Source organism: Jeotgalibacillus soli (assembly GCF_000829435.1).
Lineage (GTDB): Bacteria > Bacillota > Bacilli > Bacillales > Jeotgalibacillaceae > Jeotgalibacillus > Jeotgalibacillus soli.
This window is the reverse complement of the sequence record NZ_JXRP01000006.1, coordinates 200,241-222,712: the sequence shown is the minus strand read 5'-3', so window position 1 is coordinate 222,712 and position 22,472 is coordinate 200,241. Positions and strand designations below refer to the sequence as shown.

Below are 22,472 nucleotides of genomic sequence, written 5' to 3'. Positions count from 1 at the left end.
TATAAAGAATTCTTTACGAAAAAAGAAAGGATGTTCCAACTTATGAGAATTGGCGTTATCGGAACGAATTGGATCACTGATTCACTTATTGAAGCTTCAAAAAATGTCGAAGAAGCAACTATTACAGCGGTCTGCTCTCGCAAGCAGGACACAGGAGAAGCATTTGCCAGTAAACACGGTATCCCCCACGTTTTCACGTCTATTACAGAGATGTGCAGAAGCGGCGTAATTGATGGTGTTTATATTGCAACGCCAAATTCCGTGCATCATGAACAGGCCATCGCTTGTCTAGAAGAAGGAATCCCCGTACTATGTGAAAAACCATTGACGGCAACACGTGAGCTCGCAGAAAAAATGATTGAAACGTCTCGCAAAAATCAAGTTTTGTTAATGGAAGCGATGAAATCAACTGTTATGCCAAACTTCAAGCGTGCACAGGAGCTTCTGCCGTCCCTCGGACAAATCCGCCGCTACAGTGCGCACTATGGACAGTATTCATCACGCTTTGATGCCTTTAAAGAAGGCGATATCAAAAATGCCTTTAAACCGGAATTTGCCAATGGCTCATTAATGGATCTTGGCGTCTATACACTGTATCCACTTGTTGCTCTTTTTGGCATGCCGGAAGAGGTTAAAGCGGTCAGTGTCAACCTTCATTCAGGCGTTGACGGTCAAGGAGTTGTAGCGCTTCGCTATCCTGAAATGGATGCAGTTGTCACCTATTCAAAAATTATAGACAGCTATTTGCCAGCTGAAATTGCGGGTGAAAAAGCTGCTCTTCATATTGAACACATAAGCAGCCCAAGCGGCGTGACAAAAATCAATAAAGGCGGTGAACGCGAGGACCATACCATCCCTGCCACAAAAGCGTCGATGGCCTACGAGCTCGAAGAATTCATTCAATGCTGGAAGAAAGGCAAAATTGAATCTTCTATTAATACCCACAAGCTGTCGTTGAATGTCATTGCACTTATGCAGGAAATTCGCAAACAAATCGGTGTTACCTACCCACTTGACCAAGCCTGAACCGGCCGTTAACCCACAGAGAGATGATTTCTCTGTGGGTTTTTTGTCGTCAAGGATGAATATGGACAAAATATACTCTTTGAAGTGTTTGATAATCTCGTTTGCAGGCCGTGTCTAACTGTTTACAGGCCGTCCGACGAATTTGCAGGCCTTCATCCATCATTTACAAGCCTTCACCGATAAATGAACCCCCATTTATGTGCTTTAACAAATTTCAGATCAAACATCAGGTTACAATTCTTGCCCTTTCCCCAACCACAATGCTATTGTTTTAAAGGATTAATTTTAAAGGAGGATTTATTTATGGCTAATTTAATGAGCGCAAAGCGATGGGCATTGATGATAATTATTATGTCAATTGCTCTTATAGCTGCTGCTTGCGGCAGTGATAGCAGTAATAACAGCGAAGAAGCTTCATCCAGCGCCTGGGATGAAATTCAAGAAAGAGGAACCATTAACGTTGCCACTTCAGGCACGTTATACCCAACCTCTTATCACGATGAAAATACAGATGAGCTGACAGGCTTTGAAGTAGAAGTTGTTCGTGAACTGGCGAACCGCCTGGATCTTGAAGTCAATTTCACTGAATTAGGCTTTGATGAAATGCTGACTTCCGTGAATACTGGACAAGTAGATATGGCGGCAAATGATATTGAAGTAACTGAAGACCGTGCAGATAAATTCGCATTTTCCATTCCATTCAAGCACTCATATGGAACAGCGATCGTTCGTGCAGATGATCTTTCAGGCATTAAAACATTCGAAGACATTCAAGGAAAAAAAGCAGCCGGTGCCTCTACCTCTATTTTTATGGAGCTTGCACGTGAATATGGTGCAGAAGAAGTGACGTACGACAACGCAACTAACGAAATGTATTTACGCGACGTAGCCAATGGAAGAACGGATATTATTTTAAATGACTATTACCTTCAAACATTGGCACTAGCTGCGTTCCCGGATTTAAACATTACGATCCACCCTACACTTAAATACAACCCCTCTGAAGTGGGAGTCGTGATGCACAAAGATAATACCGAGCTAGAAGAAAACGTCAATCGTATTATTGAAGAAATGCTTGAGGACGGCACAATTGCTGAGATTTCAGCTCAATTTTTCAATGGGGCAGACGTATCTCAAAAGCCAGATATTGATTTTGAAGAGTAGCACAGAAAGGATGAAAGCGTAATGGGCGATATTCAATGGAATCTTTTATTTAACCCTGAGCTTGCCCTTGAATCCTTTCCGTACGTGATGGAGGGAATTTGGAATACTCTCCTGATTTCTCTTGTAAGCATGGTCATTGGTCTTTTGATTGGATTTTTTCTCGCTTTGGGTCGCACGTCCAAATATGTAATTTTGAGATGGCCGACAAAAACCTATATCTCTTTTATGCGAGGCGTACCTATTCTTGTCATTTTGTTTCTTTTATACTTTGGATTTCCTGTTATCGGGATCCAATTCTCAGCTGTTGAAGCCGCGCTTATCGCGTTCAGCTTAAATAGCGCCGCCTATATGGCTGAAATCCTTCGCGCTTCTTTGTCCTCTGTGGACAAAGGACAGTGGGAATCAGCAAAATCACTTGGTCTAAACTATTGGCAGACGATGCGGGGAGTCATTCTGCCCCAATCGATCAGAATCTCGATCCCTCCTCTTGCCAATATACAGCTCGACTTAATTAAAGCCTCTTCACTCGCAGCCATGATCACCGTGCCTGAAATTTTCCAAAAAGCACGTATCGTTGGCGGCCGAGAGTACGACATGATGACGATGTTTATTCTCGTCGCACTCATCTACTGGGGAATCTGTTCCGTCATGGCTTTATTGCAAAATTATTTAGAAAAACGGTATGAGAATTATTTATAAAACTACCCCAAAGTAGCCTCCTGTGTTTGCTGGAGGCTACTTTTTTATGTTTGAATAGGTTGACCTGCAGGTTTATCGAAGCTCAACTTACTTTTATTGAAGCTTCGCACCCGTTTATCCGCGCTTCGTGAACTTTGAACTATATGTATTTTACATCCAACCCGCTCACCCATTAAAAATGACATACGACGTCAAAAAATACACGGCAATCATCACTAACGAAGGCAGAGAATACCTCCATCCAGATCGTACTTTCCTTCGCATGATCGCCAAAATCAACACGACCGACAAAAACGACAAAGAAATAGAGGTAAATTCATGAATAGGTGATACATTCGATAAAATTGGCCCTTCCCGGTAAATAACATCAGATGCTGTCAAAATCAACATATTAAAAATATTACTGCCAAGAATTGAACCAACAGCGAGATTCGAATTCCCAAGTTTCAATGCCATTAAAACTACTGCTGCTTCAGGCAACGACGTAGTCGCAGCCATCAAAAAACTGCCGACGAAGCTCGAACCAAGACCCGTTACTACAGCAATTTCATCACCCATAAAGGATAGTACGCTTCCTGCTGCCATAATGACCAGTGCGGAAACGATAAATCCAATGAATGCCTGATTACGAGTTACCGATGGATGTGAATCCACCTCCTTCTCTACCTCCATATTTGCTTCAGATCCCATTGCAGATCGTGTACCAATAATGTATATCCCTATACCATATACAAATGCAATTAATAGGGCATCTACCCCAATCCCAACGATTGTATAGCTCACATGCCTGGCAATTGCAATCACGGTCATCAAGGTTAGAACCAATCCCAGCCCCGCTGTATACACATGCGCTCTGTCAGCCGATTCAAAGATTCGCTGCCTTCTAAAATAAAGGTCAAAGACTGCAATAATAAAAATATTAAACAAGTTGGAGCCCAGCATATTCCCTACTGCAATATCCTTATTTCCAATGAACACTGAAGACATGCTCGTTGTCAGCTCAGGTAATGAGGTGGCCCCTCCAAGCAATAATGTGCCAACAAGCAATCCGCTCAGCCGTGTTTTTTCACTCAGGATATCTGCGTAGCTGGACAGATGCACAGCAGCTATTACTGTTACAACCGCAGCTAAACCAAAAATTATATAGAGCAATCATGTATCCCTCCTGCTCAATTTTTCCAATCAAATGGACCTTGTCCAACAAAACTCCCCTCTTCAAACGCTATGCCGGAGCAGTGCAGATTTTTCCTAATTTCACACAAAAAAATCCCGCAGCACTTAATAAGGCTGCGGGATAAACATTAACCGATAAAAATGAGATAAGAAGTGATGAAGTAACCTAACACAATAAGAAGTGACGGTACAGCATAACTCATAATCGATTTTGTTGGTTTTCTAAATAATGCACCAATGATAACCACCGACAATATCAACACACCAATGGCTGTTACTAAATGGGAGTCAGATACATCCGCTAAAATGGATCCATCACGATAAGCGACATCCGACATTGCTAAAATTAACATATTAAAAATATTGCTTCCTAAAATAGAACCAAGCGCTAAGTTAACATTCCGGAGCCTCAATGCTACAAGAACAGAGACTGCTTCTGGCAATGACGTTGTAGCTGCAACTAAGAAGCTCCCGACAAAACTTGAGCCAAGCCCTGTTATAACCGCAATTTGATCACCCATGATTGAAAGAACAGTACCGGCACCCATAATAACAAGTGCTGCAACAATAAAACCAATCACCGCATGCTTAACTGAAATCGAAGAAACGGCTGTTGCAGCTGTCTCATTTGCTGCTTGTTGATCAACAACTGGTTCTACTGCAGCTGGTTTTGGCAGCTTATTCATAATAAACAGACCAACACCATAGACAAGAGCAATAAGTAAAGAGTCTATCCCAATGCCCAAAATGGTAAAATCAATTCTCACTATTAAAGCCAGCATTACCATTACAGTCAACACAAGGCCAAGCCCTGCTGTATAGACGTGATCTTTACTTCCCCACTGATATAGCTGCTTTTTTCTATAATACAAATCGAAACATGCAAGAATAAATAAATTAAATAAATTCGACCCGAGCACATTCCCAATGGCTATATCCGGATTTCCGATCAATACTGCTGAAATACTTGTTGTCACTTCGGGCAAAGAAGTCGCTCCAGCCAAAAGCAGTGTTCCGACCATTAATCCTCCCATAGCCGTTTTTTCACTCATTACATCAGCATACTTTGATAACTTCATTGCTGCAAATACGGTTACTGCAGCTGCTAAAATAAAATAAACAAATACCATGCTGTAATCCCTCCTTCTAATATGAACGAAAAAAGACCCTTTTATGAGTGATCACCGATCTAACGTGAACACTCATAAAAAGGTCTTGCGTACTTCGATCACGTAAATCATTACGTCAAAGCTTGATGAACCGAGTGGAATTCCACCGTAATGACGACTCATCAACCGCGAACGGTCGCTACTCCCCTTTTTGGGATATTCGTTTGTTTTACTATACCACATACTTACCAAACTAAACACGTCCCAACAAAAAACAGGAACGTGTTTTCAACTAAATGTTTGGCTTTATTAAACATGTCTGTTGATTGCAGCACGCAGGCGCTCCAATCAACACTGTATAAAAATCAACAATGGGCTGTAACATAGCTAAATGTTTAACAACGGCATGTTTTTCTCTTTGCACCAATTTTATTCCGTGCCTCAACTTTTCCAATGTATTCAGTTGCTAGTGGCACCTTGCACGCTGTATTTCCAACATCTACATGAACCTTGCCAATGGTGTCTGCTACTTTTTTTGCTTTTTCTGTCAAAGGCGCCACGTACGAGGCTACAGCGATTACAAATGCATTCATGTTGTAACGAACACGGTTAGGTGACGCATGAATGGATGTTTCGACATTTGCCAGCAAATTGCGAATCTCATCCAAATCCAACTCTTCATCCGGTGTGATGGACAGATAACTTGCATACGTGCTCCACCCTGCCACAGTGATCAGTTCTTCTTCAGACGCCATCCATTCACGAGCGAGCTCCCCCGCATACGGACTTTCAGCTGCTACCCACGCAACCGTACACTCAGCCAGCATATACCAATAAGCTCCTCTCGCCCATTCTCGGAGCGTTTCCTTGGATATTTTTTTCGGGTCCACAGCAAGACCAGCCAAATACATGGCATCCGAATTACCTGTTGCATAAAGGGCGAGTGAAAGCTCATGATCCTTTTTCACATGCTTCACAAACTTCTTCAAGTCACGCACTTTCACACCAAAAAAAGGATCCTTCGCGCCATGACGATAGAATGTTTTTCTTGTCTGCTCAGTCCCAAGTGCTTCAAGCTCTGACATAAGTGTTTGCAATTCCATACCCATTCTCCTTTATTTTTTACAGTATATAGAATATCTTCTCACGAATTAGAAGAAAATAGAATCATATTCTTTTTTTAAAATCAAAGGAGTGAGACCATATGACTTCCAGAACAAAACACTATACAAGTGATGAAATTGATGTATATTTTCACCCTGACCGCTGTACGCATGTTAGTGAATGCGTTAAGCGCCTTCCTTCCGTCTTTAATCCAAACAATCGCCCATGGGTTAACCCCGAACAAGGAACATCAGATGAAATCGCTTACGTTATCGAAAAATGTCCAACAGGAGCACTGGAATACGTAAGAAAAGACAAAGGAATAGGAGAAATGCCTCCTGAAAACACAATAATTGAACCGCAGCCGGACGGCGTCTATTTTGTAACAGGAAATCTACATATTAAGCAAGACGAACATACAATTCACTGCACACGTGCTGCCCTTTGCAGCTGCGGTCTCTCCAGTAACAAGCCATTTTGCGATGACAGTCATAAAGAAAATAGGAAATAATCCATTCGTTTCACGGCCAATGCTTATATTCAATTTTAGAAAAATCTGTTAATATGGAAGGCGTTAATGTGAAGGAGGCACTGGGATGGATAAAAAACTAGCATTGCTTTATATAGCTGCCGCTGCATCGTTATGGGGAATTATCGGCATCTTTGTCACTTATCTCTATAAATTGGGCTTCACTGCAACACAGGTTGTGGCCATACGCGCATTATCCGCAGCTTTTTTTCTTTTATGTTACGTACTCATTAAAAATTGGAGTCTCCTAAAAATCCAACTAACTGATAGCAAATATTTTGTAGGAACCGGTATTATCAGTATCGTCTTTTTTAACTGGTGTTTATTTAGTGCCATTGAAGAAACATCGATTTCGATTGCCACTATTCTTCTCTATACGGCACCTGCTTTTGTAACCATTTTCTCAAGAATACTATTTAAAGAATTGCTCACAACGCGAAAAGTTATTGCCCTATTCATTACATTAATCGGCTGTTCATTTGTCATTGGTGTTTTTCCAAATACGAATGAATCGATCTCATTATATGGGTTAATTCTTGGACTTGGTTCAGGACTTTTTTATGCTCTTTACAGCATATTTGGGAAATTTGCTCTCAGGAAGTATGACTCTTTAACCGTTACGGTCTACACCTTTATTTTTGCTGCTATCGCCGTGACTCCCTTCAGTGGACTATGGTCAAGCCTGCCTTTATTTTCAACGATAGAAGTATGGTTATATGCGATTGGACTTGGCTTCCTTTCCACCATGCTCGCGTTTCTTCTATATACTAAAGGACTGCAAGCAATCGAATCAAGCCGAGCATCCATCATTGCGACAATCGAACCTGTCGTCGCTACCCTGATAAGCTTCCTCATTTTTCAGGAAACACTGAATTTCTGGCAATATATTGGAATTTTTCTCGTGATTGGAGCTGTTGTTATTGTACAGGAGTCCAAGAAAAAATCTGTTGAGGAAATATTGGTTTCGAGTAAAATATCGTGAACAGGAGAAAGTGATACCCTTATTTATGGACCAATAGGGGTATCACAACTTTCAGATGAATTTTCTCCGCCATTTCAACATGCAGCTGTTGTTGTAAAAGCTCTTCCTCGTCATACCTTGTTCCGAGCCACTTAATCGCTGAATAATCAATGTTATCGCGTATGCCATAATAATGAAATGAAGACAGCCATTGACGCTGGATTGCTTCCCAAAACTGCAGATTAAATGAGGTGATTCAATTCATGTATTAAATTTTCAGTGATGAGCGAAAGCTTACTCATCCTCCACCTCAATTAAATAAATTTTCTCTTTAAATCTCTCGCTCTTCAAGGCTTTCTTTTCACGTATTTCTTCAATTTTTTTAAATGAAGAGTGATGAGTAGCAGCAGCGGCGTGAATTAATTCCAGAAGATCTGCAAGCTCCTCTAAAGCTTCTTGATCACCGTAATATTCTACATATTTATCTAATTATTCCTGCGTTTTTTCTTTACCTCATCTATGTACTCTTTTTCATCTAATACTCTAGTTGAAAATTTTTTACCTGTCTGCTTAATAATCTCAGGTATACGGTCTCGAACGAGTTTATTATAGATTGGCATTGAAAAATCTCCCCTTAGCACTAGTATTTAGTAATAGTTTATCAAATGAGATAAAAGAAAATAACGATATTTTCACTAGAAGATATGAATCTAGTATGATGGAGTGAATTCAACGTTTCTGTAAGGTTTTTATTATAATTTGTAGTCATCCGCCATATTTTTTCGTCTACTATAATGCAGCTTGCAGGTAAGGAGGGGAACGGGTGCAGGAGATTGATGTTAAGAGTTTGGTTCGGCAAGATGCAGCGGCGTTTCGACTGTTTATCCGTTCCTATCAACGATATATTTATCAGCTGGCTTATGGTGTTCTTCGGCATGAGAAGGATTCGGAGGATGCTGTGCAGGAGATTCTTATAAAAATTTATCAGGCGCTGCCGAATTATCGGCAGGAAGGGTTGAAGACATGGGTACGGCAAATTGCTGTACGGCACGCAATCGATATGAAACGAAAGCGCAGTCGTAAGGCGGGTCGCGATGAAGACCTCGAAGTAATGGCCCCCTATTTGGATGATGGTGCGGACTCGCTGGAATCTCAGTTCATTCGGCGCAAAATGAATGAGCAGATTCATCAGAGGCTGCATGAGTTACCCGAGAATTATCGTGTTGTTGTCTATGCGTTTTACATAGAAGATAAATCCTATGAAGAAATCGCAAAAGAGTATGATCTAGAGTTATCAGCGGTGAAGATGAGGCTATACCGGGGACGACAGTGGATGAAAAAGCATTGGCGGGAGGAAGAATTCAGATGATACATTATTCATATCAACATTGGGATCTTTATGTTAAGGGACATGTGACCCCTTCTTTTTCTGAGGAAATGGAAGACCATCTGCTTATATGTGATCAATGTTTAATGGTATATGAGGCTGCTGCTGAGCAATTTACACCTCTACGGGTGATTGATGTAGAGGAGCAGGTGATGACTGCCATTGCGGTGAATATGCAAAAGGCTCCAGTAATTCGGTCAACCACGAACGCTCATGTAAAAAGAAAAACCGTTGCCCATTTTTTCATATCAGCGGCTGCAGCCGTCATGCTCGCGAGTACTGGGGTTTTTACGTCGATTATTGATAAATCAGCAAGCGTTCATGATGATAGCTTAAAAGAGGCACCTTCGATTACAACATCGCTTATGGAACAAACAGAACGGCTGTTAAGTCAAATGGACCCTGCAGAAAGGGAGGAATCAGAATGACAAAATCACCAGTGATTGCTTTTTTACTCTCCATCATTCCTGGCTGGGGACATGTATATATAGGAAATATTATTAGAGGATTCCTCTATTTCTTTATCGTGAGCAGCTTAATGTTTGGAGGGGTATTATTAACGTATATAGAGGGTGGTTTTATATTTTTAGCCATATCACTATTTGGCATTGCCATCTATATGATCAGTTTTGTAGATATGATTATTAGTCTAAACCGCCAGCAGCCAAACCCAGCTTTAACTGATCACACTGAGCCAGAGAATCTGGAAAGATCAAGAGTGATTCCAAGGCAGCAAGGCGATTCTGAACGTTTTTTCACCATCATCCTCTCCTTTTTTCCAGGACTCGGACATTTTCAGCTTGGGCTCATGAACCGCGGATTAACGTTTATGACAGCATTTTTTGGAATGGCTGCAATGATTTTCTTTGTTACAATTCTGTTAAAGCAGAATGCCTTTTTATTATTCGCTGTTCTGCTGCCTGTCATATGGATTTATAGCTTTGTTGATTCAATTCAGCTGCTCACACGAAAACAGCGTGGAGAGCAGCTGGAGGACAGGTCTGTACTGGAGGATTTTGAGGAACGACGTGCAGAAAGCAAGAAAAGCATATCGATTGCAACTGCTCTTGCGATTTTCCCTGGGGCAGGTCATTTGTATTTAGGCTTGCAGCATCGGGGAATCCAGCTTATGGCAGCATTCTTATTTACCATCTATATTTTAGATGCATTAAGACTCGGTCTTTTCTTGTTTATTGTGCCGCTCATTTGGTTCTACAGTTTTTTTGACGGGCTTCAAAAAGCTTCGCGTTATGGAAAGGAAGAACTTGTTGACGAACCGATATTTGGATTCTTTAGTCAATATCAGCGCTGGCTGGGCATGGGACTCATATTTATTGGTCTGTACTATCTGCTATTTAATGCGTTAATTCCCGCTCTCGCACCAACTGTGATGAACTTGATCCAAATTGATTTATGGTACTGGTTCGACCGCTATTTTCAGACGCTTTTACTAAGTGTGGTTATCGTATTTATTGGGATAAAGATATTAAGAAAATAGTAAAAAGATTACCCTTCAATGTACTGAAGGGTAATCTTATTTTATGAATTTAAGTTAAGCTACGAAAATTTGTGCTTGCTGTAATGCTGTTTTATCACTTTCATCTGCAGGGCGGGAGCCTTTTTCAAGCAATTCTTTGATGTGAATTTATTATAAATAAAAGAGAATACAAGTCCCGGAATTCATGCTCCTATGCCAAGTGTTAACGCACCGAGCGCTATAGCCGTTACGAACATAATCGCAGCCCATTTTAAATCACCACGGAACAGCGCTGGAAAGAAACCGAAGAAAAAAGTTGCCCAGCTAAACCCTATTTTACTTCTTTAACGATCCCCGCGTCATTTGAAGCTTTACTCCCACCCTAATCACCTTATGTTTCATTCTTAGTTGTCTAAACCTATAAAATAGCAGACCAAAACAAAACAATATACCTGCTAATATTACAGTGTATATTAATTTTATTTTCATAGTTATTTAGATCTATATTTTATACGCTACACTATGTTTTTATAAAAAATAGGCTATGTAAAAGATCATTGTTGATTGGAGCGTAAGGCGTGGAACTCCTGTGGGAAAAGCGAGTCAAAGGGAAACCCCACAGGCGCTTAGCGCCGAGGAGCGTCGGACCGCCCACGGAAAGCGAGCACCTGAAACGGAAATCAACGGGCTAGTTTAACAGAACCAAAAAATATGAGAATAAAGTATTTATATTCCATTTTATATAGTGTTTATTATATTTTTTCAAAAAATTCCTGAACATATCTATCCTTATACTCATACTGATAGTAAAATAAAGTAAGGATAGCTAAGAGAATGAAAGAATTATATTATCTGTAGGTGAAAAAATTTGAAAAAAGCTTTTATGTTTTTTTGCACGATTATTTTGATGTCCTCCTGTGCTTTCCAGCCAGTGTCTGAGGATCCAAACTCTTCCTCAAATAAAGACAGCTCCGAGACTCCTTCCGAGCCCTTGCCTGTAGAATCTTCCACTGCACATTTTGTGGCAGTTGGTGACTTACTTGTAGAGCGCCCTATTCTATATGATGCACAACAAAAGGATGGTTCTTTTTATTTTGATCCTTTGTTAGCTGAGGTTAAGCACTTAATTTATGGATCGGATTTTGCCTATGCTAATCAAGAAACACCCATTACCGGTGCCGAATTCGGTCTTGGTGATGGTTATTTTGTTTTTAATAACCCATACGAGCTTGGACACTTGTATCATGAAACAGGCTTTAATATGCTGCAGCTCGTGAATAATCATACGCTGGACATGGATATCTCCGGCCTTGCTCGCAATATTGAATTTTGGCAAACTCATTACCCTGATGTCCTTTTAAGCGGGGCGCATATCAAGCCTGAAGACAGAGAATATATACCTGTAATCGAGAAAAACGGCATTTCTATTGCCTTAATTTCATCCACGTATAAATCTAATTTACCTGTGACGACGCCGCACTCGCTTAATATTTTTACAGATAATGAGGAACAGCTTATCGATGATGTGTCGCGTGCCCGAGAAGTAGCTGATCTTGTCGTTGTAGGAATGCATTGGGGACAGGAATATGCTCAGCCAACGCCAGAACAGCAGCAACTTGCAAAAGACCTTGCTAAAAGCGGAGCCGATATTATTATTGGTCATCATCCGCATGTTCTTCAGCCAATAGAATGGATCGATGGACAGGACGGCCAAAAAACATTGGTCGCCTATTCACTTGGGAATTTTATCTCCGGCCCGTTTGATGACCGTGTACCGCATCTTGACTGCGATCGTTTAACAGGCGCTTTGCTCGGCCTTACCATTACAAAAACGGCTGAAGAGATTGCGATTGACTCACTTTATGCCGTTCCGACTTATACAAGCTTTTCTGAAACCTATACAAATTTCCAGGTAAAGCCACTTGACGACTTTGAGGAGCAGGAGTTTAGATGGTGTGATCTTCCAGACCATAAAAAGAATGTGCATGAAACATTGACTCGTGAAATGGAAGACATTGAAATTCAGCTTGAGATTGAAAATGAACCGAATGAAACATTTTAAAGGTCGTGTATGATGCACGTCCTTTTTATTTTTACTATAAGCTATTTGAAAGATAACTATTGATTTTTGCACGATGTTGATTGGAGCGTAAGGCGTGAGACTCTTGCGGGATAAGGTCCCAGACCGCCCGCGGAAAGCGAGCGCCTGAAGCGGAAATCAACAGGTTAGCTTAACAGCGTATAACTTTAATAAATCTTTTTCCATTTCTTCCTAATAAGCTATAATTATAGTACTTCGATTGAAAGGAATGATTCATATGCCATACATCAATATTAAAATTACGAAAGAAAACGAACCTGTAACAGCTGAACAAAAACAACAGCTAATAGAAGGAGCTACGAATTTGCTGCGGGATGTATTAGGTAAAAACCCGCAAACAACGGTCGTTGTCATTGATGAAGTAGAAATGGATAACTGGGGAATTGGCGGAGAATCTGTAACCGAGCGCAGAAAACAAGGAAAATAACTGTCCGATAAGTTTTTCTTATGAGCAGTGAATGTGGATCTGTAATGTTCTTATACAAGCAAACACAATACACTATAAGTAGACACTTTACCTGAAAGGTTGCGGTTTGATGAGCAATTTGAAAAAGGATCAAGTAAAATCCGTTTTCTCCAAGAATGCGGATGCCTATGTAAAAAGCACAACTCACTCTCAAGGAAACGATTTGGAACAGATGATCAGTTGGATTCAGCCTGAACCAAATTGGGCAGCCTTAGACCTTGCAACGGGCGGCGGACATGTGGCGAAGCTATTAGCTCCTGACATGGGGATTGTATTTGCTACTGACCTAACGAAGGATATGCTCCAGAACACCGCTTCCTACTTAAAGCATTTCCCAAACATTCATTATGTTGTCGCGGATGCGGAGGATATTCCGTTTATTGATGATACATTTGATGTCATTGCCTGCCGGATTGCTGCTCACCATTTCCCACACCCTGAACGCTTTATTCAAGAGGTAAACCGGGTTCTCAAGCCTGGAGGTAAATTCTTATTTATTGATAATATTGCACCCGAAGATCCTGAACTAGAACGTTTTATGAATACATTTGAAGAAATGCGCGACCCAAGTCATGCCCGTGCCTTGCCTATTTCAGAATGGGAGGACCTCTTAACAAAAAATCACCTCTCGATTCTAAAAAGCAACCATACCAAAAAAGCGCTCCCTTTTCAGAATTGGGTCACGCGCACACTGGATAATGAAACACAAATTAAAGCAGTAACGGACTTTTTCAGCTCGGCGTCTGATAACGTAAAACAGCACTTCGAATTTATAGAAGAAAATAATCTGCTGCAATCCTTTTCACTTGATCATTGGATGGTCCTGTGTGAAAAAAAGGCTAACAAGAGGAGCTAACATTTTGTTAGTTATTTTATTGTCCTAACTCATTTATAAAAGAATCTGTTTTATTTTATTAATCAAGAAGCTTTCTTAATCGGTCAAAATCATCATTTATGCTTTCTAACAAACTCCGATTATAGAAAATGGATGCGGGGTGATACGTTGGAAACAAACGATACAGCTTCTTCGTCCACTCGTAGCTTACATCATCAAGACCGGCTAATCGCTGAACGGGCTGCTCAAGAAGTTGTCCGTGAACCTCTGAGATCTTTTTATCAGCACCCGCCAGCCGCTTCAGCCCGATATTGCCTAATGTCACAATTACTGGCGCCACGACATGTTCGATTTCATAATCCAGCAGGGGTGCATGCGCAAGTATTTCCTTTGCAGTAGGTGTCCGATTATATTTTCGTTTAACCACCTCACCGCTCCGTTCCCTTTTTTCGCCCCATTTGTATGGACGGCTGCGCACTGCACTTGTAATATACACCTCTTCTCGTGATAGCCCGATTTGCTCTAAAAAACCCATCAAATGCTTACCAGCACGCCCGCTAAATGGGATACCATTGTGAATTTCGGTTTCCCCTGGTGCTTCGCCCACAAGCATCAGCTTCGGTTTAGCCGGACCACTCCCGTACACAAAACCCTCTACCGTATATGGCTTAATTCTTTTTTTTCCTAATTCAGCCAATGATTCTGGAATTTGCAAAGCTGACTCCTCCTTACTATCCACAGCCAAAAATTCTAGTCCATAGTAAAGTACCCGGTTCACAGTCACTGAAAACAGTGACTGTGATACTTTATTCTTCTTTTTCAACCGGCAAAGTAAGTAGAAATGTACTTCCTTCTTCTGATGTTTCCTTCAGTTCCAGATCCCCGCCATGTTCCCTGGCAAGCAGTCTGCTAAATGGCAGCCCTAACCCAAGGCCTCTCACACGCAGTTTATTCTTCTCTCCACGATAAAAACGTTCAAAGATCAGTACTTGTTCGTGATTTGGTACTCCATGTCCATGGTCTATTATTGCCACTTCAATCGATTTATCTCTTTTAGACAATAGGAACTGTATTGAATGATTACCCGATGCTGAAGCGTTTCGGGCCTTATTCAGCACATTCAGAAGGATTTGCTGCAAATGAATGGGGTCTGCCTCCACTATATGCGGGACAGTTGCTGCTTCAACTGTAATATTTCCTTCCGCTTCCTGATGAGCTGCCCTCCATCGGTAGATCATTTCTTGAATAAAGGATACAAGATCAATCCGCTCCTTCCTCAAAAGAATTGAACCTGCATTAAGTATTTCAAAATCTAAAAGGCTTTGAATCATTAATTTCAAGCGATCTGTCTCTTTTAATGCAATCGCTAGAAACTCTTGCGCTTCGTCTTCTTTCACAACGTCATCCTTAACTGCCTGCAGTAATCCGCTTATCGAGGTCACGGGTGTTTTCAAATCATGTGTTATACCTGCAAGAAGCTCATAACAGAGTTTCTCCAGCTGATCCAGTTTTCCAGCCATTTCTTTGAAAGAATGAATGAGTTCATACAATTCCCTTTCCTTCACATCATGGGACAGATGAATATCATACCTGCCCCTTTTGAGATGCTTTGCTGCCTCTGACACATCATGAATCGGTTTAGAAAGCTTAGAGGATAGTTAATAAATGACCATTGCTCCAAGCGCAGCAAGATTAACGAGCATAATAATTAATAAACGGTATTCCTGATTTGTGCCAGCAAGATCAGAATCATACTCTACCCGTACTTCATTCTCTTCAAAAAAGGCAGTCGGCAGCTGGACAGATTCCCGATTCCTCGTAAGCAGGCCTTGCTGCTGCTGATTAAATAAGACATTTCCCTCCGGATCTGCCACAAATGTAAGGGGCTGTGTTTCTAATGGGAAAACCTGACCGCGCCGTTCGAGAAGGTGTGGAAACCTTGGCCCCGGAGCAGGTCCATTTTCCTCTGAACTAATTTGTTCCGTCATTTCCTGAACGACTACATGTGTAAGTGCAAGATTATGTTCAATGGTTGTATTTCTTATCCATCACGCAGCAAAAAGTCCGATAATGACAAGGCCGATAACAAGGGTAATGAGGTATCGGGATGTCCAATAGGCACGAATTGAAATTCGTCTACGATGTATGATAGACATTGAACTGGTCCCCAACCCTCTCATCGTTTTAATTTCCCCTTCAGATGAAGGCCAGTTCACAGGTGCCTGGCGAATTCTTTTTATTGCCAAGTCAACCGCACGATCGCTGCCATCATAATCTAGACCCCACACATGCTCAATCAGCTGTTCCCGGTCAAAAAGCTGATTCGTATGCTCGGCTAAAAAGAAAATAAGCGAACGGTCTTTCGGTGTAAGCATAATATTGACCCCATTTAACGTGACCGTGAACGACTTCCGATCAAGCTTTAAGCTTCCGATCTGCTGAACCGATTCCTCTGGTGTCAGCACTCTCGGTCTTCTCATTATCGCCTTTTGCTGCCATCACTTCATCGGCAGCAAAAGGCTTTGGAATATAGTAATCTTCTCCAAACTCAAATCCCTTTAGACGATCAGGAACGCCTCCCATCGCTGTCAGCATAATCACAGGATTTTGCCGATAAGCGTATACAGGTATGTTTTTCTAAAGTTAATAAAAAAAGGACTGCACACCTAAAAGATGGATGCAGCCCTTATGCGTATAATTGTTTTATTGGATCTTATTGCCCAGGAAATGATTGTAATCGACAAAAAACACTGCTCTTATATGAGAGCAGCATTTTCGTTTATTACCCTTTAAACGTTTCAGTTAAGATTGGTACGATTTGCTTTTTGCGAGAAACGACTCCTCTTAACAAAGCAGCGTTGTCTTCAAGCTTAAGATCGTATGCTTTTTCTACGATCCCTGCGTGAGAACCACGTACGATAATGGTTGAGTCACTATTTAAAATATCAGTAACCACTAGAACAAAAAGTGACAATTCTTTTTCAACAATCGCTACATCAAGTACTGCCTCAATATCCGATTTTAGAGAAAGGATGTCGTTAGGATCAATCGCATTTACCTGTGCAATTTCAACTTTGTGATCTCCCATTTCAAACACTTTTGAGTCGATGGAAATAAGCTGGTCAACTGTTTTACCGCTTAAATCAGCCCCTGCTTTTAGCATTGCAAGACCATATTCATCCGTGTTAATTCCTGCAATCTCTGCTAATTCACGTGCCGCTTGAATGTCTTCCTCTGTGCATGTTGGTGATTTGAAAAGCAAGGAATCCGAAATGATAGCAGAAAGCATCAACCCAGCTATATTTGTAGGAATTTCTACACCTTGTTCTTTGTAGATCTTTTTCAAAATAGTTGCTGTACATCCAACTGGCTCTGCACGGAAGTAAAGAGGATCGCTTGTTTCAAAGTTGGCAATCCGGTGATGATCAATCACTTCCACTACCTTAACATCTTCAATATCGCTAACGCTTTGCTGACGCTCGTTGTGATCCACTAAAATAACCTTCTCCACTTCATTTGCTGCTGTTTCAATCAGACGAGGGGCCTCAACATTGAAGTAATCAAGTGCATATTTCGTTTCCCCATTGATTTCACCAAGGCGAACCGGCTCTGCTGTTACCCCAATTTCATTTTTTAAATGTGCATAAACAATTGCAGATGTGATTGTGTCCGTATCTGGATTCTTATGTCCGAAAATAAGTACTTTTTCCATAAGTCGACTCCTTGTCAATTTAATTAGTTTTGTTTGAAAAGCATTCATTATGTAAGGTGAAAATGAATTCCTTTTCCTCTGCCTTCTATCTTAACAATTTTCGGACCATACTTGAACTATTAAATAGGAATAATAAAAGCGTCCATTTATTTTTTATCTTATAATCGAGAAACCATAGAAGGAAATTTTTTGTACATAAGGACGTTAATCAACCATTTTGACGCTGTTTGATGTTATTTTTTAATGTAAGGCTTTGTTAAACGTGTCTGTTGATTGCAGCACACAGGGACTCGCTTTCCGCTCCAATCAACGCTGTGCAAAAATCAACGATGGACTTTCACAAAACTTAAATGGGAAAAATCACCTGCATTTTTTTGCAGATGATCCATCTTGAAGATCCCCTATTCATTTGTCAGCTTGACAATCACATCATAAATTTCTTCCTTCTCTATACTTTTGCTCGGAGTAGCCATGTCGTATAGTCCGCGGAGCCTGTTCTCCCCGTCGATTAGAAACATCGTGGTATTGTGGGCGATAAAGTCACCTTCAACTTTTTGATAGAACATGTGATAAGAATCAGCAATTTCTTTTGTCTCGAGTGGCGTGCCCCTTAAGAATTTCCACCCTTCATGGTCTGATTCAAACGAACTTGCGTATTCATTAAGGAGCGCTATGCTATCATTTTCCGGATCCAGAGTAATCGCAACAAGCTCCACTTTTTCACCAAAGAGCCCGTCATTTTTTAACTGGTCCTGTAAATCCTGAAAATCCATCATTGTTATTGGACAAATATCTGGGCAGTGTGTATAGAAAAAAGCAAGCAGCTTCACTTTATTGTTATTTGAATCGTAGTGCTCTCCATTTGAAGATTCCAATACAAAAGAACTCGCCTTGCCCAAAATGGGAATCTCTTCTTCATTTTCCCACAAGAAATAAACCAAGGAGAAGCCCAGTATGATCAATAAGCCTACTAAAATATTTATGATTCTGCCGATCACGAAAGATCTGTTCATTGTCGACCCCTCTGTCTTATCTTGATATACAACAATCTTCACAAGTGAATGTTTCTTAGTCTTTTAGGGGTGGCAAGTGCTCCATGACCTGATCATGGATACGTAAAATCCCCCACATTCCCTGCTCCATATCCCAGCGGATGTTTCCTGAACGATACATATAGTCTCCAGGGAGATTGAACATACCTCCAGCACCGCCGATCAAATATAAATCATTTGTATGGCCTGCTATTACATTACCAACAAAGGATTGGACACGGGAATTTAAATCTTTTGAATCAGCCTTCCATTTATGTCCATGAAGATGAAATGTATGCGCTCTTCTTCTCTCTGCGGGACTCGTCAGCCTGATTGTAATCACTTCACCAGGATAAGCCTCGAATAAAGGTGTTGACGGATCTTTAAATACGTTTGAACTGAATAAGTCATGGAGCACAGGATGATCTCTATACCGGTTAATGAGTCGCTCTGATCGATAGTTGAACCCTCGCGATCCTTGATCGTACGTATCGACTAAATCCGGTTCTCCAGGCTTAGTAATCACGCCATCAAGTGGATCAATGATGACCTTTTGATGTTTATCCTCAAGACGAACTCCATCCTGCATCACAAGAACAAACTCTCTAATCTCCGGTAAAAACGGATGCGAAAGAACGATATTTCCACCCGTATGAATAGGCTCATGTGTGTTTGGATGAAGATATTTAGTAAAGCGAGGCTCTGCGATAAAAGCACCAAAGGCTCCAAACGACCGGTGATTTCGCAAATCGGCTACATCCCACATTGCACAAGTACCATGTGCTCCGTCAACATACCACCGATACGTAATCACTTCACCAGGTCCTGCTGTTTGATCTGGGTTAAACCCAACTGTGTCTCCGCTTGATGTTTTCACATCATAACTCAGCAAGTTTGTGTGAAGGGATATCCGAACAGAAGGAGGATAAAAAGCTTGTTTTTTCACTGTTGGATAAGGGTGTATCCCATCCTGGAATGGAAACAGATCAAACTTGAGTAGGCTGGTGAGTGTTACTTCAATGATTTCCCCCAAATTCCCCCGAAGAATTAGAGGCTCAGGGTACTTCTTCCCGAGTCGAATATCATTGACATCCTCTGCGAGTGCAAAGATAATGCCAAAGGGGTCATGGTCTCCATACGCGTTATAAATGATTGGCGTTTGAAATGCGACCACATTATATTTTCGAACGGGCGAATACAGAGAAGCTCCTGGAGGCAGTGCTGATTCAAGCCTAGCAGGAGCTGGCGGGTTTCCTGTCACGACTGGAAGAGGCTTTGTTCTTGGGGGAGGGTCAGGCCGGTCAGACAACACGATCAAGTCATCAACCACTTGGTCATATGCCCTTATCAGCCCCCATGTACCTAGCCATATATCTTCTTCATCTTCAAACGCCCATAAATAGTCACCTGAGAGCGGGACCTCTAATTCAAATGTAAAGGATTCTGATATGCTGATATGCTGCTGGTCCTTTGAAGCAGAGTCCATATCCGCTCTTTCTGATTTCCATTTTAGACCATGGAGGTTAAAGCTATGGGATTCCTCATGTGCTCCCTGAAGTAGACGAATTCTGATTGGATCTCCTTCATACACCTTCAAGATGGGTGTAACAGGATCACCATTCACATATGAACTAAACGAGTAAGCTGGATCACACTCTTTCCCTAGCCTGAACTGAAGCGGTTCACATTTGTAGTTCACGCCAAAAACTCCTGGGTCATCCTCAGAGCCTGGAAATGGGGGCGGTTCAATCGGACGTCCGTTTTTATCAAATAGCATCGTAAAGTCCTGTACAAAAAGAGAAAAGTCTCGATAATCCGGAATGATTGGATGTGACACGGTTACCTGTGTGCCATGGTCCTTTTCAATACCGGTTTTTGGATCAAAAAATGAAGAGAAGCGCGGTTGAATGATCCCTCCGCCGAAAACCCCATGCTGCTGGATTGCTCCTGGGAATAGATGATCGTGCAAAAAGAATGCTTTTAATTCTGTATCCGCAAACCACTCATAGCGAATCGTTTCTCCCGGCAAAACCGAGCTATCGTAATTCCATCCAGTGTTTGCACCGTCCGCTACAAGAACATCAAACTTAACGAAGTGGTTATGAAAACCCGTTTCGTATGTTCTTGTTAACAGCTGAAAAGGACTTCCTTGAAGAATTTCCGGCATTCTATTTGAGAAATTGATTCTAATGCTGCTTCCTGCGGGAACGTGAAATACAAGCGGCTCCGGTTCTTTTTTTCCAGATAATATGTCATCTAGGTCACTGTCAAATACGTAAAATCGAGCCTGAGGATCATTCCATCCCTGTTTGTTGTATACTATCTTCTTTTCTATTACAGAAACGTTGAATTCAACAACAGGCGGGTTTCCAAGACTCGGTTCTGCAAAAACTGCACCAGGCCTGGCATTGGGGATGGCAGCATTTCTTTCCAGTTCAGTCAAATCTCTGCCACCTACAATTGAAAGAGGCGGTCTTGGTGCCTTGTAGCCAATCCTTCCAGGGATAAAGTTAGGAAAGCCAGGCTTTTGCTTCGTTGAAGAAGGGGGTACTGCCCTATCTGGCAAAGGCTGTAGCGCCGCGATTGCCTTGCCGTTTGGATAGACTTGACTGCCGTCCTGTAAGGTATCAAAAATACGGTTGATCCCCCACATTCCCCCTACAAAATGAGGATATAAATGGCAATGAACAATCGTATCACCTATAGCCCCCTGAAGACTGCCTAGCCCATACAGCGGCTGCACATCATAATGAGATTGCGGACTGATTGCTTGAGAATCGACAATTTCGGAAAGGGTGTTGCCCGAATCGCTTAACCATTGATGAACGTGATAGTGAAAAACATGCGTCTCTTTTACACCGCCGTGAATTAATCGAATAACAGCGGGGTCTCCACGATAACCTCTTAATATAGGTGTCGCCGGATCACCAAAGACCCATGAGTCATGATGAACCTCCTCCCCTTCATACTCCGGGCATACAACACCCTCATCTATTAGCTTTTTTCGATTCGCAAGAGGCTCATACCGCAAATTCACACCATGAAAGGATACCCCTTCTTGATTGGTTTCCGGATTGATCGGGCGATTCCCGGTTAAATCGTTAACCTCCATTTCATCATTAAAGAACCAGGCATATTCTCTAAATGATGGCAGAAATGGGTGGTGAACATCGGCAAATACGCCGCTGGATTGACGTTCACCTGTCACGGGATCTGTCCACCACGAGCCACGGATTTCAACAAGCAGGGCACCAAAAAGCCCGTCCATATTTGATCCTTTTTCACTGCTTGATACGTTGCCTAAATCAGAAAAGTAGTGGATACCTTTATAGGGTAAGGAAATTTTATACAAAATGGTTTTACCCGTTTCGACATTTGTATCCGGATTAAGACCTGCGTTAGCCCCATCTGAAGTCAACACGTCATATTCTGCCTCATGAAAATGCATTCCGGCCGCATAGGGAAGCTGATTCTCAAAAATGATTTCAACAACGTCACCCTCGTTTGCCCTAATTGTAAGAGGCTGAACGAGTTCAACAGGTGTAAATCGATTTTTTTTGACCCGTTTTTTGACTGTTGATTCGTTTTCTTTCAAAACATAGATAGCCCCAGTTGGATTATGGTCGCCGAAGTTGTTAAAAACAATTCGGATCGGAATTGCTACCACATGATACCTTCGTAACATCATGCCCCGTCCT

22 protein-coding genes and 2 pseudogenes are annotated in these 22,472 nt (G+C 41.5%); 11 read left to right on the top strand and 13 right to left on the bottom strand.

The window, feature by feature from the left end; genetic code table 11:
• The first annotated feature begins 42 nt into the window (after positions 1-42).
• The 3 genes from KP78_RS01935 to KP78_RS01925 all read left to right on the top strand — a co-directional run bounded on the left by KP78_RS01935 (position 43) and on the right by KP78_RS01925 (position 2,889).
• Positions 43-1,026, top strand: coding sequence for a Gfo/Idh/MocA family protein (locus tag KP78_RS01935; protein ID WP_041085801.1), 984 nt, complete (start codon positions 43-45; stop codon positions 1,024-1,026).
• Between the two features lie 303 nt (positions 1,027-1,329).
• Positions 1,330-2,190: a transporter substrate-binding domain-containing protein gene (locus tag KP78_RS01930; protein ID WP_041085799.1), complete on the top strand. Its 861-nt coding sequence runs from the start codon at positions 1,330-1,332 to the stop codon at positions 2,188-2,190.
• A gap of 21 nt (positions 2,191-2,211) precedes the next feature.
• On the top strand, positions 2,212-2,889 hold the full coding sequence (locus tag KP78_RS01925; RefSeq protein ID WP_041085798.1) for an amino acid ABC transporter permease: 678 nt from the start codon (positions 2,212-2,214) through the stop codon (positions 2,887-2,889).
• 165 nt (positions 2,890-3,054) lie between these two features.
• Here the strand turns inward: KP78_RS01925 and KP78_RS01920 are convergent, their stop codons facing one another.
• The 3 genes from KP78_RS01920 to KP78_RS01910 all read right to left on the bottom strand — a co-directional run bounded on the left by KP78_RS01920 (position 3,055) and on the right by KP78_RS01910 (position 6,274).
• Entirely contained in the window at positions 3,055-4,041 is a 987-nt protein-coding gene (locus KP78_RS01920) for a sodium:calcium antiporter (RefSeq protein ID WP_041085796.1), read from the bottom strand.
• Positions 4,042-4,190: 149 nt separating this feature from the next.
• A complete protein-coding gene (locus KP78_RS01915; RefSeq protein ID WP_041085794.1) occupies positions 4,191-5,192 on the bottom strand; it encodes a sodium:calcium antiporter in 1,002 nt (333 codons plus the stop codon).
• A gap of 374 nt (positions 5,193-5,566) precedes the next feature.
• Positions 5,567-6,274, bottom strand: coding sequence for a DNA alkylation repair protein (locus KP78_RS01910; protein WP_041085792.1), 708 nt, complete (start codon positions 6,272-6,274; stop codon positions 5,567-5,569).
• Between the two features lie 101 nt (positions 6,275-6,375).
• Here KP78_RS01910 and KP78_RS01905 point away from each other — a divergent pair, with 101 nt between their 5' ends.
• Positions 6,376-6,786, top strand: coding sequence for a (4Fe-4S)-binding protein (locus KP78_RS01905; protein WP_041085790.1), 411 nt, complete (start codon positions 6,376-6,378; stop codon positions 6,784-6,786).
• An 85-nt stretch (positions 6,787-6,871) separates the two neighbouring features.
• Positions 6,872-7,786, top strand: a complete 915-nt coding sequence (locus KP78_RS01900; RefSeq protein ID WP_041085788.1) for a DMT family transporter — start codon at positions 6,872-6,874, stop codon at positions 7,784-7,786.
• A 273-nt stretch (positions 7,787-8,059) separates the two neighbouring features.
• Here the strand turns inward: KP78_RS01900 and KP78_RS01895 are convergent.
• Positions 8,060-8,385: pseudogene (locus KP78_RS01895) on the bottom strand (nucleoside triphosphate pyrophosphohydrolase).
• Positions 8,386-8,588: 203 nt separating this feature from the next.
• Here KP78_RS01895 and KP78_RS01890 point away from each other — a divergent pair.
• The 6 genes from KP78_RS01890 (at position 8,589) to KP78_RS01860 (ending at position 14,052) form a co-directional block, all read left to right on the top strand.
• A complete protein-coding gene (locus KP78_RS01890) occupies positions 8,589-9,134 on the top strand; it encodes an RNA polymerase sigma factor (protein WP_052474473.1) in 546 nt (181 codons plus the stop codon).
• Positions 9,131-9,580, top strand: coding sequence for a hypothetical protein (locus tag KP78_RS01885; RefSeq protein ID WP_041085786.1), 450 nt, complete (start codon positions 9,131-9,133; stop codon positions 9,578-9,580). The genes KP78_RS01890 and KP78_RS01885 overlap by 4 nt, the downstream gene beginning before the upstream one ends.
• A complete protein-coding gene (locus KP78_RS01880) occupies positions 9,577-10,650 on the top strand; it encodes a hypothetical protein (protein ID WP_041085784.1) in 1,074 nt (357 codons plus the stop codon). The genes KP78_RS01885 and KP78_RS01880 overlap by 4 nt, the downstream gene beginning before the upstream one ends.
• 886 nt (positions 10,651-11,536) lie before the next feature.
• Positions 11,537-12,691, top strand: a complete 1,155-nt coding sequence (locus tag KP78_RS18435; protein ID WP_235420807.1) for a CapA family protein — start codon at positions 11,537-11,539, stop codon at positions 12,689-12,691.
• A gap of 256 nt (positions 12,692-12,947) precedes the next feature.
• Positions 12,948-13,157 (top strand): tautomerase family protein, encoded by a 210-nt coding sequence (locus KP78_RS01865; RefSeq protein WP_041085782.1) that lies wholly within the window; start codon positions 12,948-12,950, stop codon positions 13,155-13,157.
• Between the two features lie 109 nt (positions 13,158-13,266).
• A complete protein-coding gene (locus KP78_RS01860) occupies positions 13,267-14,052 on the top strand; it encodes a class I SAM-dependent methyltransferase (RefSeq protein WP_052474469.1) in 786 nt (261 codons plus the stop codon).
• A gap of 58 nt (positions 14,053-14,110) precedes the next feature.
• Here KP78_RS01860 and KP78_RS01855 read toward each other — a convergent pair whose 3' ends face one another.
• The 9 genes and pseudogenes from KP78_RS01855 to KP78_RS01830 all read right to left on the bottom strand — a co-directional run bounded on the left by KP78_RS01855 (position 14,111) and on the right by KP78_RS01830 (position 22,459).
• A complete protein-coding gene (locus KP78_RS01855; RefSeq protein WP_041085781.1) occupies positions 14,111-14,746 on the bottom strand; it encodes a uracil-DNA glycosylase in 636 nt (211 codons plus the stop codon).
• 91 nt (positions 14,747-14,837) lie between these two features.
• Positions 14,838-15,551 carry an ATP-binding protein gene (locus KP78_RS21145; RefSeq protein WP_157841418.1) on the bottom strand — a complete coding sequence of 238 codons (714 nt, stop codon included), beginning with the start codon at positions 15,549-15,551 and terminating at the stop codon, positions 14,838-14,840.
• Positions 15,546-15,674: pseudogene (locus KP78_RS21140) on the bottom strand (HAMP domain-containing protein); the annotation flags it as partial. The gene KP78_RS21145 and the pseudogene KP78_RS21140, both read right to left, overlap by 6 nt.
• Positions 15,675-15,689: 15 nt before the next feature.
• Positions 15,690-16,019 carry a hypothetical protein gene (locus KP78_RS18425; protein WP_052474465.1) on the bottom strand — a complete coding sequence of 110 codons (330 nt, stop codon included), beginning with the start codon at positions 16,017-16,019 and terminating at the stop codon, positions 15,690-15,692.
• A 60-nt stretch (positions 16,020-16,079) separates the two neighbouring features.
• Positions 16,080-16,511: a winged helix-turn-helix domain-containing protein gene (locus tag KP78_RS18895; protein WP_235420806.1), complete on the bottom strand. Its 432-nt coding sequence runs from the start codon at positions 16,509-16,511 to the stop codon at positions 16,080-16,082.
• Positions 16,447-16,626: a hypothetical protein gene (locus KP78_RS20440; RefSeq protein ID WP_052474461.1), complete on the bottom strand. Its 180-nt coding sequence runs from the start codon at positions 16,624-16,626 to the stop codon at positions 16,447-16,449. Before KP78_RS20440 ends, KP78_RS18895 begins: the two co-directional genes overlap by 65 nt.
• 187 nt (positions 16,627-16,813) lie before the next feature.
• A complete protein-coding gene (locus KP78_RS01840) occupies positions 16,814-17,743 on the bottom strand; it encodes a manganese-dependent inorganic pyrophosphatase (RefSeq protein WP_041085779.1) in 930 nt (309 codons plus the stop codon).
• A gap of 401 nt (positions 17,744-18,144) precedes the next feature.
• Entirely contained in the window at positions 18,145-18,756 is a 612-nt protein-coding gene (locus KP78_RS01835; protein ID WP_041085777.1) for an SCO family protein, read from the bottom strand.
• A 55-nt stretch (positions 18,757-18,811) separates the two neighbouring features.
• Complete coding sequence (locus KP78_RS01830) at positions 18,812-22,459, bottom strand: multicopper oxidase domain-containing protein (RefSeq protein WP_041085775.1); 3,648 nt, start codon at positions 22,457-22,459, stop codon at positions 18,812-18,814.
• Positions 22,460-22,472 lie beyond the last annotated feature (13 nt).

Excerpts from the sequence above, each read along its gene's own strand:
- KP78_RS01860 (WP_052474469.1), top strand. The coding sequence starts at position 13,267 with ATGAGCAATTTGAAAAAGGATCAAGTAAAATCCGTTTTCTCCAAGAAT.
- KP78_RS01910 (WP_041085792.1), bottom strand. The coding sequence starts at position 6,274 with ATGGAATTGCAAACACTTATGTCAGAGCTTGAAGCACTTGGGACTGAG.
- KP78_RS01935 (WP_041085801.1), top strand. The coding sequence starts at position 43 with ATGAGAATTGGCGTTATCGGAACGAATTGGATCACTGATTCACTTATT.
- KP78_RS01900 (WP_041085788.1), top strand. The coding sequence starts at position 6,872 with ATGGATAAAAAACTAGCATTGCTTTATATAGCTGCCGCTGCATCGTTA.
- KP78_RS01905 (WP_041085790.1), top strand. The coding sequence starts at position 6,376 with ATGACTTCCAGAACAAAACACTATACAAGTGATGAAATTGATGTATAT.
- KP78_RS20440 (WP_052474461.1), bottom strand. The coding sequence starts at position 16,626 with ATGCTGACAGCGATGGGAGGCGTTCCTGATCGTCTAAAGGGATTTGAG.
- KP78_RS01840 (WP_041085779.1), bottom strand. The coding sequence starts at position 17,743 with ATGGAAAAAGTACTTATTTTCGGACATAAGAATCCAGATACGGACACA.
- KP78_RS01930 (WP_041085799.1), top strand. The coding sequence starts at position 1,330 with ATGGCTAATTTAATGAGCGCAAAGCGATGGGCATTGATGATAATTATT.
- KP78_RS01880 (WP_041085784.1), top strand. The coding sequence starts at position 9,577 with ATGACAAAATCACCAGTGATTGCTTTTTTACTCTCCATCATTCCTGGC.
- KP78_RS01885 (WP_041085786.1), top strand. The coding sequence starts at position 9,131 with ATGATACATTATTCATATCAACATTGGGATCTTTATGTTAAGGGACAT.
- KP78_RS01925 (WP_041085798.1), top strand. The coding sequence starts at position 2,212 with ATGGGCGATATTCAATGGAATCTTTTATTTAACCCTGAGCTTGCCCTT.
- KP78_RS18895 (WP_235420806.1), bottom strand. The coding sequence starts at position 16,511 with ATGAGAAGACCGAGAGTGCTGACACCAGAGGAATCGGTTCAGCAGATC.
- KP78_RS01865 (WP_041085782.1), top strand. The coding sequence starts at position 12,948 with ATGCCATACATCAATATTAAAATTACGAAAGAAAACGAACCTGTAACA.
- KP78_RS21145 (WP_157841418.1), bottom strand. The coding sequence starts at position 15,551 with ATGGCTGGAAAACTGGATCAGCTGGAGAAACTCTGTTATGAGCTTCTT.
- KP78_RS18435 (WP_235420807.1), top strand. The coding sequence starts at position 11,537 with ATGTCCTCCTGTGCTTTCCAGCCAGTGTCTGAGGATCCAAACTCTTCC.
- KP78_RS01830 (WP_041085775.1), bottom strand. The coding sequence starts at position 22,459 with ATGTTACGAAGGTATCATGTGGTAGCAATTCCGATCCGAATTGTTTTT.
- KP78_RS01835 (WP_041085777.1), bottom strand. The coding sequence starts at position 18,756 with ATGAACAGATCTTTCGTGATCGGCAGAATCATAAATATTTTAGTAGGC.
- KP78_RS01915 (WP_041085794.1), bottom strand. The coding sequence starts at position 5,192 with ATGGTATTTGTTTATTTTATTTTAGCAGCTGCAGTAACCGTATTTGCA.
- KP78_RS18425 (WP_052474465.1), bottom strand. The coding sequence starts at position 16,019 with ATGACGGAACAAATTAGTTCAGAGGAAAATGGACCTGCTCCGGGGCCA.